Here is a 12,200-nt window from a genome sequence, read left to right as displayed (position 1 = left end):
GGCCATGACCCCGCACACCGGCGCCGCCGGCACGCTGTCGCCGCGCGACAACGTGCAGATCGACGCCGCGCATTTCTCCGACACGGTGCTGGGCGCGGTGAGCGTCGACGCCGACATGGGCCTGACCCCGCGTGACCGGATCGATGCCGGCGCCACGGTCAGCTTCTATCGCGGCAACACCGATGCCGTCTCGACGCAGGAAACCCCGCGCTGAACCGCGCCGACCGTTCCCCCGGTCGCAGATCGCCCGCCACCAAGGCGGGCGATTTCGCGTTTCAGGCGCAGTGATCGACAATGCGCAGGTGTTGGGCCTGCGCGTTGATTTCCTGCATCCAGGTCTTGACCAGCGCCGGGTCGGAGGGGGCGGCAATGACGCCGGCGGGCAGTTCGCCGTTCAGCACCGCCTTGACCGCAAGCGTCACCGTCGTCGAGACCAGCCGCGCCATCGCGGTGCTTTGCTCGTCGCCAATGGCGTCCATGACGTAGGTCTTGTGCCAGACGGTTTCGCCGCCCTTGTCGGCCTTGAGATCGACGCAGAGCACGACGCGGTCGGGTTCGCCCTCGTCATAGGCGTTGTCGCGCCAGAACTGGTCGGACATTTCCTTGAGCCGGGCCTCGCCCGCGTCGCCTTCGAGTGTCTCGATTTCGCGGAATACGTCGGCCCATGCGTCGCTCCAGCCGTTCAGCCGCAGCGTGCCGCGCACGAACTGGCGCACCGGCCAGGCCGGGTCAAAGCCGTATTCGACCATGAAGGGCAGCGAATCGCGGTTGGGGTAGACCTCGAAATCCTCGGGCTCGGGCAGCGGCGCGGTATAGGTGCTGATCGCGTCCCAGGGGCGGTCGACGCGGTACTCACGCGAGTCGCGGATCGACCGCGAGGGTGAGCGCAGCGCCTTGAGCACCCCCAGTGGGGACCAGCTGAACTTGTACCGAAACGGGTTGGGATGTTTGGGGATGCCACCGCAATAGGAGGTGAACGACACCTCGTTGGCCGCATCGAACGCATCCGAGGCGCGGTAATCGGCCACCAGGTGATGCGCCATCAGGTGGTCGATGCCGGGGTCGAGCCCGACCTCGTTGACGAATGTCAGCCCCTTGTCGCGCGCCGCGTCGTCGAGCGCGCGCATCTCGGGCGCGATGTAGGACGACGACACGAAATGCGCCCCCTTGCCGAGGCACAACTCGGCCAGCGGAACGTGCCAGTCGCCGGGCAGCATCGACACCACCACGTCGCCCGCGGCCAGTGCGCTGTCGAGCGCGGCCATGTCGAAGGGTTTGATCCGGTCGGTCAGGTCGCCGATCGCGGCGCGCGCCTTTTCGGGGCTGCGGTTCCAGACGGTGATGTCGTGGCCTTCCTCGATCAGCCGCCGCAGGCCGGGGATGGCAGAAAGGCCGGTGCCGCACCAGTGAATGGTCATTGCTTGTCTCCTTGTGGGTCTGGTTTGTCGGTGTCGTCGCGTGCCGTTACAGCCGCGCGAGATGGTCGTGATAGGTGGCCCCGGCGCGCGCCCAGACGCCGCTTGCGTCATCGGGCAGGTCCAGCAGCGACGGCAGCAATTGCCCGGCGTAGTCGTGCGAGCTTTCTACCGGCAACATCGACGGCAGGTTGTCGATCGCGGTGACGTCCAGCACCGGCGCGTCATGCACCCGCAGCGCCGGTTCGGCCCAGGTGGTGGTGCGGTCGTAGACCTGCACCGGGTTGAAATCGCTGTCGGGGTCGCAGGCGATATCGCCGATCACGCTCAGTGTCCGGGGCGCCTGTTTGGCCGTTTCCGGTACGAAGACCGGCGTGCCCGGCCGCGCCAGGATGCAGTTGAGGAATATGTCGTGGTCGAGGATCTCGGGAAAGGGGCCGCCATGGGCAGTCTCGGCCATGTCCCACCGGGTGACCGCCACGCCCGTGGCTTCGCACAGGTCGCTGGCGCCGGTGCCCACCCGGCCAAGCGCGCCGATGACGATGGCGCGGGGGCGGGGAGCGCCTGTCGCGTCCATCTGCCCGCCCAGCTCGGCCAGCAGCGCGTCGCGCCCGGGATGCACCGCAACGGGGCCACAGATGCCGCCGCGCTTTTGCGCCGCCCAGCATTTCAGCGACACCGCCGCGCCGGCGAACCCCGCCCAGTAGCCGAAGGCGGCGACGCGCCGGCCAACCTCGTCGACCAGGTATTCCAGGTCCAGCAGGGTGCCGCCGCCGGCCTTGAACCGTTGCAGCAGCCGCTGCCCGGCCGGTTGGCCCTTGAAGGCGTGGCCGAACATGATGTGGCGATGCGGCAGCGCGGTGTCGTCGTCGGGCAGTTCCTTGAGCCCGAAGATGATCGCGTCGCGCGGCGCCTGGGGCCAGGCGCCCTGTGGGGCGATTTCGGCGCCGGCGGTGCGATAGCCGTCGATGGCGATGGCGCGCTGGTCGCTGTCCTCGACCGTCACGCGCACCCCTGCCGCGATCAGCGACGCCGCGCCTTCGGGCGTCAGGCCGACCCGTTCCTCGTTGGCGCGCTGTTCGGCGCGCACCCACAGATGTGTCATCATTCGCATGTCCCTGCTTCGTTTCGCGGCGGAGCTTAGCGAAGCCCATGGCAAGCTTAAAGCCATGATCGGCCGGTGCGAAACGGGGCGTGCCGGCATGGACATTCCGCGCCGCGCGGTGTTGCATCGGGGGAAACGCAAGACATGGAGGGACGAGGATGCGCGTGAACGCCGACAGGTTCTTGGCCGAGTTGCACAAGCTGCGGGAATTCGGCGCGTCGGGCATTGGCAAGGGCGTGGTGCGCCCGGCCTATTCGCAGGCCGACATCGCGGCGCGCGACTGGCTGGCGGGGCGGATGAGCGCCGCCGGGCTGACACCGCATTACGACCCGGTGGGCAACCTGTGGGGGCTGGCGCCCGTGGGGCCGGGGCAGCGCAGCCTGCTGTTGGGCTCGCACACCGACAGCCAGCCCGAGGGTGGCTGGCTGGACGGGGCGCTGGGTGTGATCATGGCGCTGGAGATCGCCCGCGCCGCCCAGGAGGCGGGCGGCCCGCCCATTTCGGTGGTCAGCTTCCAGGACGAGGAGGGCCGCTTTGGCGTTACCACGGGCAGTTCGATCTGGACCGGGGCACTGTCGCTGGAGCAGGCCGACACGCCGACCGACCGCGACGGCACCACCTTCGCCGAGGCCCGCGCCGCCATGGCGCACCTGTCGGAAGGATTCGTCGCGCCCGGGCAGTTCAGCGGTTTCATCGAATGCCATATCGAGCAGGGCGCATGGCTGTATGATGCCGCAGAGGTGGCCGGCGTCGTTACCGGCATCGTCGGCATCCGCGACATGCGCATCACCTTTGAAGGTCAGCAGAACCACGCCGGCACCACTCCCATGCACCGGCGGCGCGACGCTTTTCAGGCGCTGGCAGAGTTCAACGCCCGAATCAACGCACGGTTGCGTGACGTGGTCAGCGCCGAAACGGTCTGGACCATTGGCCATGTCGCGGTCCGCCCGGGCGCGCATTCCATCGTGCCGGGCCGGTGCACCTTTTCGATGCAGTGGCGCGACATGGATGCGGCGCGGCTGTCGCGGATGGAGGAGATCATCCGCGATGCCGCCGCCGAAGTGGCTGCCGAACGCGGGGTGGACCTGAGCTTTTCGCCGATGCTGGGGCTGGAGCCGATGGCGCTGGACGCGGGCTTGCAGGAAGCACTGTGTGCCGCCGCCGAAGCCACCGCGCCGGGGCGCTGGCGCAGCATGCCGTCGGGGGCATTGCATGATGCCAGCAACGTTGCCGCGCTGATGCCTTCGGCGATGCTGTTCGTGCCTTCGATCGACGGCATTTCGCACGCCTTCGAGGAAGACACCGAGGAAGCGGACCTTGTTGCAGGGCTGCACATCCTGGCCGGTGCGGCGCAGCGGCTTGGCGCCGCGGGCTGACGATCCGAAGTTTCAAAATGCCCGAAGATGCATCACCGCGCAGGAAGCGCGATGGTTTGTGATGCGAATTTGAATCTTTTCCATCATGTCGCTTACAGACCTTGAAACGCCGCCTTTAGTGTGACAACACCTCTGCACACGGGGCTCGGCGGTATCAACAAGGTTCGACGAAGCGAAACAAGAACCGCGCCGCAGCACATGACAGCCGGGACGAACCGGCGGAGAGTCCCAAGGCCGCCGATACCGGATGCGCCGACAAAGAAACGAATTCGAGGGCCGGTCAGGTTGTATCCCCGTGGGATGCGGGTGGGCCGGATGATGGCTGAGCGGCGCTGGCTACGGGCCGCGCGCCGGCGCATCGACAGAAATGGAGCGACGAGACGCATGACAAAACCCAATGTCCAGAACGCGGAACTGACGATGACCGACCAGGTCTACGGTGACGATCCGCTGGAAACCCGCGAGTCCGATCATTATCGCAAGGAATATGTCACGTCCTTCGTCGACAAGTGGGACGAGTTGATCGACTGGAAGGGACGTGCCCAAAGCGAAGGGCAGTTTTTCATCGACATTCTGCGCGCCCGCGGCAAGGAGCGCGTGCTGGACGTGGCCTGCGGCACCGGCTTTCACTCGGTGCGTCTGACCGAGGCGGGATTCGATGTCACCGCCTCGGACGGCGCCGCGTCGATGGTGGCCAAGGCGTTCGAGAACGGACGGGCACGGGGGCTGATCCTGAAGACGGCACAGGCGGACTGGCGCTGGCTCAATCGCGACATCAACGGCAAGTACGATGCGATCATCTGCCTGGGCAATTCCTTTACCCATCTTCACGAGGAATCCGACCGCCGCCGCGCGCTGGCCGAATTCTATGCCGCGCTCAAGCATGACGGCATCCTGATCCTGGATCAGCGCAACTACGACTCGATGCTCGACCAGGGCTTCTCGACCAAGCACAAGTATTACTATTGTGGCGACCAGGTCACGGCCGAGCCCGATCACGTCGACGAAGGGCTGTGCAGGATGCGCTATTCCTTCCCCGACGGGGCGTCTTACACGCTGAACATGTGCCCGATCCGCAAGAATTACATGCGCCGCCTGCTTCAGGAGGCCGGATTCGAGCGGGTGCGCACCTATGGCGACTTCCAGGAGACCTATGCCGAGGATGAACCGGATTTCTTCATCCACGTGGCCGAGAAATCCTCCCTGCACCTGGTGCGCTGGGGCAAGGAAGGCGAGGATGGCCAGCAGGACATCCGCGACATCACCGAGGACTATTACGACAGCGACGACGCCGATACCTTCTACTCGACCATCTGGGGCGGCGAGGATCTGCATATCGGCCGCTACGCCGAGACCAAGGATATCCGCACCGCGTCGGACCGCACCATCGATTCGATGATCGACCGCCTGCCGACGCTCGACGCCTCGGCGCGCGTTCTCGACATGGGCGCGGGGTATGGCGGAGCCATGCGCACCCTGGTGAAGAAAACCGGGTGCGAGGCGGTGTGCCTCAATATCTCGGAGACCCAGAACGAGTACAATCTGGGCAAGATCCGCGCCGCCAAGCTGACCGACAAGATCGGCGTGCGCCACGGCGTCTTCGAAGATGTCCCGGAGCCGGACGGCAGCTTCGACGTGGTCTGGAGCCAGGACGCCTTCCTGCATTCGGACCAGCGCGACAAGGTGATCGCCGAGGCCTGGCGGGTGCTCAAGCCGGGCGGGCATCTGATCTTTACCGATCCGATGCAGGCCGACGACGTGCCCGAGGGCGTCTTGCAGCCGGTCTATGACCGTCTCCAGCTCAATAGCCTGGGCAGCCCGCGCTTTTACCGCGAGGTCGCCGAGGCGCTTGGCTTCGAGACGCTCGAACAGGAAGATGCGCTAAGCGATCTGCGCGCCCATTACAGCCGCGTCCGCGAGGAGCTGCTGGCCAACTACGCCAAGCTGCGCGACGCCGGCTCTTCGGCCGAGTATCTCGACAAGATGGCTGTCGGGCTTGAAAACTGGGTCAAGGCGGCCGACGATGGTCACCTGGCCTGGGGCGTTCAGCTGTTCCGCAGGCCGGCCTGAGGGCCGCGCGCCGGGCCGGTCCCAAGGGGCCGCGCCCGCGCGCTACCTGTTTTCCCAACAAGGAGCGACACGGATGACCGGGCCAATCCCCGATCAAGGCATAGCAGTATCGTTCGAGCTGTTCCCGCCCAAGACAGAGGCAGGGGTCGCGGCGCTGGGCCGCACGGTGGACCAATTGGCCACCGCCGGGCCGGAGTATTTCTCGGTCACCTACGGGGCCGGGGGCAGTACCCGCGAGCGCACGCTGGAAGTGGTCGAAATGGTGGGCAAGCGCACCGGCCTGCCGGTGGCGCATCACCTGACCTGCGTGGGCGCCAGCCGCGCGCAGATTGACGCGCAGGCACGCGAGCTATGGCGCAAGGGTATCCGCCGCATCGTGGCGCTGCGCGGCGACCTGCCCGAGGGCGAGACGCTGGCCGAGGACGGCTACCACGACGCCGCTGAACTGGTGGCGGGGCTGCGCGGGGTGGCCGATTTCGACATTTCGGTCGCCGCCTACCCCGAGGTGCACCCCGAGGCCGCCAGTTCGCAGGCCGATCTGGACCACCTCAAGCGCAAGCTCGACGCCGGTGCGTCGCGTGCGATCACGCAATTCGCTTTCGACACCGACACGGTGTTGCGTTTCATCGACCGCGCCCGCGCCGCAGGGATTACCGCGCCGATCGTGCCGGGCATCATGCCGGTGGCGAATTTCAACAACATCAAGCGGTTCTCGCTGGGTTGCGGCGCCTCCATCCCCGACTGGATGGAAGAAATGTTCGCCGGGCTGGACGACACGCCCGAAATGCGCGACATGGTAGCCGCCAGCGTTGCCACGCAGCAGTGCCAGCGACTTGTGGCCGCTGGTGTGGATGCGTTTCACTTCTATACCCTGAACAGACCCGGGGTATCGCTTGCCATATGCCGGGCGCTGGGCGTACCGGTGCGCGACACCGCCGAGCGCGCCGCATGAGCCGGAAAGGATGCAGACGATGACAGCCGATATAGAGGCGCACGCCGCCGAGCGGATCCTGGTGCTGGACGGCGCCATGGGCACCATGATCCAGCAGGAGAAGCCCGACGAGGCAACCTACCGCGGCACCCGCTTCGCCGATCACCCGCAGGATGTGGGCGGCAACAACGAGCTGCTGAGCCTGACGCAACCCGACATGATCCGCCGCATCCATGCCGATTTCCTGGACGCGGGCGCCGATATCTTGTGTACCAACACGTTCGGCGCCAACGCGATTTCACAGGCCGATTACGGCATGGAGCATCTGGTGGTCGAGATGAACGCCGAGAGCGTGCGGCTGGCGCGCGAGGCAGCCGAGGCGGCATCGACGCCCGAACGCCCGCGCTGGGTGGCCGGGGGCATCGGGCCGACGAACCAGACGGCAAGCATCAGCCCCGACGTGAACGACCCCGGCTACCGCGCCGTCACCTTCGACGATCTGGCGGCGGCTTATGGCGAGGCGGCGCGCGCACTGATCGAGGCCGGCGCCGACCTGCTGCTGGTCGAGACGATTTTTGATACGCTCAACGCCAAGGCGGCGCTGTTCGCCATCGACAGTTTGCGCGACGAAGGGCTCACGATACCGCCGCTGATGATCTCGGGCACCATCACCGACCGGTCGGGGCGCACCCTGACCGGCCAGACGCCCGAGGCGTTCTGGGTTTCGATGAGCCATGCGCGCCCGTTTTCCGTCGGGCTGAACTGCGCGCTGGGCGCGGGCGAGATGCGCCAGCACGTGCGCACCCTGTCGGAAGTGGCCGACACCCGCATCAGCGCCTACCCAAACGCCGGCCTGCCCAACGAAATGGGCGGCTATGACGAGACGCCCGAGGAAACGGCGGCACATATCGGCGAATGGGCCGATGCGGGGCTGGTCAACATCGTCGGCGGCTGCTGCGGCACCACGCCCGACCATATCCGCGCCATCGCGCAGGCGGTGGCGGGCAAGACGCCGCGGGCCATACCGTCGAAGGTGCGGCGCATGCGGCTGTCGGGCCTGGAGATGTTCGAGGCGGTGGGCGCCGAAGCACAAGAGGAGGGCGCGGCATGACCAACGTTGCCAATTTCATCAATATCGGCGAGCGCACCAACGTCACCGGGTCGGCGAAATTCAAGAAGCTGATCATGGAGGGCGACTACGACGCCGCGCTCGACGTGGCGCGCAACCAGGTCGAGAACGGCGCCCAGATCATCGACGTGAACATGGACGAGGGGCTGCTCGACTCGAAAGAGGCGATGCAAACCTTCCTCAACCTGATCGCGTCCGAGCCCGACATCAGCCGCGTTCCGGTGATGATCGACAGTTCCAAGTTCGAGGTAATCGAGGCGGGGCTGAAGTGTGTGCAGGGGCGGGCGGTCGTCAACTCGATCTCGCTCAAGGAAGGCGAAGAGGCGTTCCTGGACCAGGCCCGCACCGTCCGCCGCTATGGTGCGGCGGTGGTGGTCATGGCCTTCGACGAGGGCGGGCAGGCCGAAACGGCGCAGCACAAGTTCGATATCTGCAAGCGCTGCTACGATCTGCTGACGCAAAAGGCCGGGTTCGAGCCGTGGGACATCATCTTTGACCCCAACATCTTTGCCGTGGCCACCGGCATCGAAGAGCACAACGATTACGGGAACGCCTTTCTCGAGGCGACGCGCATGATCAAGCAGACGATGCCGGATACCCATGTTTCCGGGGGCCTGTCGAACGTGTCGTTTTCGTTCCGCGGCAACAACGCGGTGCGCGAGGCGATGCATTCGGCCTTCCTGTATCACGCCATTCCGCTGGGGCTGGATATGGCGATCGTCAACGCCGGGCAGATCACCGTCTACGACGACATCCCCGACGAATTGCGCGAGCGGGTCGAAGACGTGCTGCTCAACCGCCGCGACGACGCGACCGAGCGCCTGCTCGAGGTCGCCGACAAGTACAAGGGCAGCGGCGAGGCGTCCAAGAAGGAAGACCCGAAATGGCGCGAGCTGCCGGTCGAGAAGCGGCTGGAGCACGCCCTGGTGCACGGCATCACCGAGCACGTCATCGACGACACCGAGGAATGCCGCCAACGCGCGGACAAACCGCTCGAGGTGATCGAGGGGCCGCTGATGGACGGCATGAACGTGGTCGGCGACCTGTTCGGCGCCGGCAAGATGTTCCTGCCGCAGGTGGTGAAATCGGCCCGCGTGATGAAGACGGCCGTCGCCCACCTGCTGCCCTACATGGAAGAGGAAAAGCGCCGCCAGGGCGACACCTCGGCCAAGGGCAAGGTGCTGATGGCCACGGTGAAAGGCGACGTGCACGACATCGGCAAGAACATCGTCGGCGTGGTTTTGCAGTGCAACAACTACGATGTCGTCGATATGGGCGTGATGGTGCCGGCCGAGGACATCCTTGCCAAGGCGAAGGAGGAAAAGGCCGACATCATCGGGTTGTCGGGGCTGATTACGCCGTCGCTCGACCGCATGGTGGATGTGGCCGGCGAAATGGCGCGGCAGGGGTTTGACCTGCCGCTGCTGATCGGCGGCGCGACCACCTCGAAGAAACACACGGCGCTGAAGGTGGCGACGGAATACGATCACGGCGTGATCCATGTGGACGATGCCTCGAAAGCCGTCGGCGTGGTGTCGAAGCTGCTGTCGAAGACGGCGCGCGGCGATTACCTGGCCCAGGTCGTGCAGGAGCAGGACAAGATGCGAAGCGGCGCGGCGAAATCCGGCGACCGCAAGACAACGCCGATCGCAGAGGCCCGCGCCAATGCCTTCGACGGCGGATGGGATGAATACACCCCGCCCGCACCGCAATCGCCCGGGCTGACAGTGATCGACGACATGGAGCTGGCGACGCTGCGCGACTACATCGACTGGACGCCGTTCTTTTCGACCTGGGAAATGAAGGGCCGCTTCCCCGACATCCTCGACCATCCCGACAAGGGGCCGACAGCGCGCGAGCTTTACGACAACGCGCAAAACATGCTCGACCGGATCGTGACCGAGGGCTGGTTCACTCCGCGAGGGGTCGTCGGCCTGTGGCCGGCGAATTCCGAGGGCGACGATATCGTGCTCTGGCGTGACGAAGAACGCCGCGAGGTGGCCGAACGCCTGCCGCAACTGCGCCAGCAGGGGCAGAAGTCGGGCGACAAGCCGCATATGTGCCTGGCCGATTTCGTGGCGCCTATGGGCACGCCAGACTGGATCGGCGGTTTCGCCGTCACCACCGGGGCCGAAGTGCATGACATTGCCGATCGGTTCAAGGCCGAGGGCAACGACTATGACGCGATCATGGTGCAGGCGCTGGGCGACCGTATGGCCGAGGCTTTCGCCGAGGCGCTGCATGCGCGCGTGCGCCGGTCGCTGTGGGGCTATGCGCCCGGCGAGGCGCTCGAAAACGCCGATCTGGTCGCCGAGAAATACCGCGGCATCCGGCCGGCGCCGGGCTATCCGGCCTGCCCCGACCATACTGAGAAGCACAAGCTTTTCGAGCTGTTGCAGGCCCCTGAACATACCGGGCTGCGGCTGACGGAATCGTGCGCGATGTGGCCGGCGTCGGCGGTGTCGGGGTTCTACTTCGCCCACCCCGAGGCCAGCTATTTCGGCATCGGGCGGCTGGGCCTCGACCAGGTGGAAGATTACGCGCGGCGCAAGGGCATGGACCTGGCCGAAATGGAAAAATGGCTGGCCCCGAGCCTGGGATACACGCCGGCCCGCGGAGGGCGCGAAGACGCGGCCTGATCCGCAACATCGCCTGACAAGGACAGCAGGCGCAAACCAGAAAGCAAGGAGTGGAACGAGATGAGCGACAAGACTTGGCTGTTTACCAGTGAATCGGTGTCCGAGGGGCACCCCGACAAGGTCTGCGACCGGATTTCAGATACGGTGCTCGACGCATACCTGACCGCCGATCCGCATAGCCGCGTCGCCTGCGAGACGCTGGCCACCACCGACCGGGTGGTCATCGCCGGCGAGGTGCGCGGCCCCGCGGACGTGCGCCAGCATGTCGAGGAACTGGCGCGCGAGGCGATCCGGGATATCGGCTATGACCAGCCGGGCTTTTCGTGGAAGACCTGCACCGTCGAAAACCTGCTGCACGAGCAGTCGTCGGACATCGCCATGGGCGTTGACGAAGGCGACAAGGGCGAAGAAGGCGCCGGCGACCAGGGCATCATGTTCGGCTATGCCTGCACCGAGACCGACGAGTTGATGCCGGCGCCGATTCAGTTTTCGCACCGCATCCTGCGCCGCATGGCCGAAGACCGCAAGTCCGGTGCCCAGCCCGGCTTTGGCCCCGACGCCAAGAGCCAGGTGACGCTGAAATACCAGGGCGGCATGCCGGTGGGCGTGGATACCGTTGTCGTCTCGACCCAGCACAGTGCCGACGTGACACAGGCGCAGGTGCGCGAGATGGTCAAACCCTATATCGAGAGCGCCTTCCCCAAGGGCTGGACGCTGCCCGATGACCGCCTGATCGTGAACCCCACCGGCCAGTTCGTCATCGGCGGCCCCGACGGCGACGCCGGGCTTACGGGGCGCAAGATCATCGTCGACACCTACGGCGGCGCGGCCCCGCACGGCGGCGGCGCGTTCTCCGGCAAGGATCCGACCAAGGTCGACCGCTCGGCGGCTTATGCCGCGCGCTACCTGGCCAAGAACGTGGTCGCCGCCGGGCTGGCCGACAAGTGCCAGATCCAGTTGGCCTATGCCATCGGTGTTCCGGAGCCGGTCGCGATCTACGTCAACACGCTGGGCACCGGCCGTGTGGACGAGGACAAGCTGGCCACCACCCTGCGCGAGATGGTTCGCCTGACGCCGCGCGGCATTCGTGAACACCTCGACCTGCTGCGCCCGATCTACGCACGCACATCCGCTTACGGCCATTTCGGCCGCACCCCGACCGAGGATGGCGGCTTTTCGTGGGAACGCACCGATCTGGCCGACGAGCTGGCGCGCACCTTCGGCGTGACCCGCGCCGCCGAGTGAGCCGAGAGACACAAGAGAAACAAGGAACGACAACATGAACAAACCTGAAAACGTAAACCCTGACCACATAATCAAGGACATTTCGCTAGCGGAGTACGGTCGCAAGGAGATTGCGATTGCGGAGACGGAGATGCCGGGTCTCATCGCGCTGCGCGAGGAGTTCGGCGCTGCGCAGCCGCTGAAGGGTGCGCGGATTGCGGGTTCGCTTCACATGACGGTTCAGACTGCCGTGCTGATCGAGACGCTGGCGGCGCTGGGGGCGGATGTTCGCTGGGCGTCGTGCAACATTT

At 66.1% G+C, this 12,200-nt stretch carries 8 protein-coding genes and 1 pseudogene; 7 read left to right on the top strand and 2 right to left on the bottom strand.

What is annotated here, in order from left to right:
• On the top strand, positions 1 to 214 hold a 214-nt coding region (locus tag Q0L89_RS14820; RefSeq protein WP_296766673.1), incomplete at its 5' end, for a hypothetical protein.
• A 61-nt stretch (positions 215 to 275) separates the two neighbouring features.
• Here Q0L89_RS14820 and Q0L89_RS14815 read toward each other — a convergent pair.
• Positions 276 to 1,418, bottom strand: a complete 1,143-nt coding sequence (locus Q0L89_RS14815; protein ID WP_296766671.1) for a saccharopine dehydrogenase family protein — start codon at positions 1,416 to 1,418, stop codon at positions 276 to 278.
• A 46-nt stretch (positions 1,419 to 1,464) separates the two neighbouring features.
• Entirely contained in the window at positions 1,465 to 2,520 is a 1,056-nt protein-coding gene (locus Q0L89_RS14810) for a saccharopine dehydrogenase (RefSeq protein ID WP_296766675.1), read from the bottom strand.
• A 158-nt stretch (positions 2,521 to 2,678) separates the two neighbouring features.
• Between Q0L89_RS14810 and Q0L89_RS14805 the strand changes: the two genes are divergently transcribed.
• The 6 genes and pseudogenes from Q0L89_RS14805 to Q0L89_RS14780 form a co-directional block, all read left to right on the top strand.
• Positions 2,679 to 3,896 (top strand): hydantoinase/carbamoylase family amidase, encoded by a 1,218-nt coding sequence (locus Q0L89_RS14805; protein ID WP_296766668.1) that lies wholly within the window; start codon positions 2,679 to 2,681, stop codon positions 3,894 to 3,896.
• Positions 3,897 to 4,280: 384 nt separating this feature from the next.
• Positions 4,281 to 5,966 (top strand): methyltransferase domain-containing protein, encoded by a 1,686-nt coding sequence (locus Q0L89_RS14800; protein ID WP_296766666.1) that lies wholly within the window; start codon positions 4,281 to 4,283, stop codon positions 5,964 to 5,966.
• A gap of 73 nt (positions 5,967 to 6,039) precedes the next feature.
• Positions 6,040 to 6,918: a methylenetetrahydrofolate reductase [NAD(P)H] gene (gene metF, locus Q0L89_RS14795; protein WP_296766664.1), complete on the top strand. Its 879-nt coding sequence runs from the start codon at positions 6,040 to 6,042 to the stop codon at positions 6,916 to 6,918.
• 10 nt (positions 6,919 to 6,928) lie between these two features.
• A pseudogene (gene metH / locus Q0L89_RS14790) lies at positions 6,929 to 10,665 on the top strand (methionine synthase).
• A 60-nt stretch (positions 10,666 to 10,725) separates the two neighbouring features.
• Positions 10,726 to 11,910 (top strand): methionine adenosyltransferase, encoded by a 1,185-nt coding sequence (metK, locus tag Q0L89_RS14785; RefSeq protein ID WP_296766662.1) that lies wholly within the window; start codon positions 10,726 to 10,728, stop codon positions 11,908 to 11,910.
• A 34-nt stretch (positions 11,911 to 11,944) separates the two neighbouring features.
• Positions 11,945 to 12,200 (top strand): adenosylhomocysteinase (locus Q0L89_RS14780; RefSeq protein WP_296766661.1); only part of this gene is annotated, 256 nt, incomplete at its 3' end.

Origin of the sequence: Sediminimonas sp., from assembly GCF_024637375.1 — a bacterium.
Lineage (GTDB): Bacteria > Pseudomonadota > Alphaproteobacteria > Rhodobacterales > Rhodobacteraceae > Sediminimonas.
Note: the sequence above shows the minus strand (reverse complement) of the source record. Positions and strands in the feature narration are given on the sequence as shown.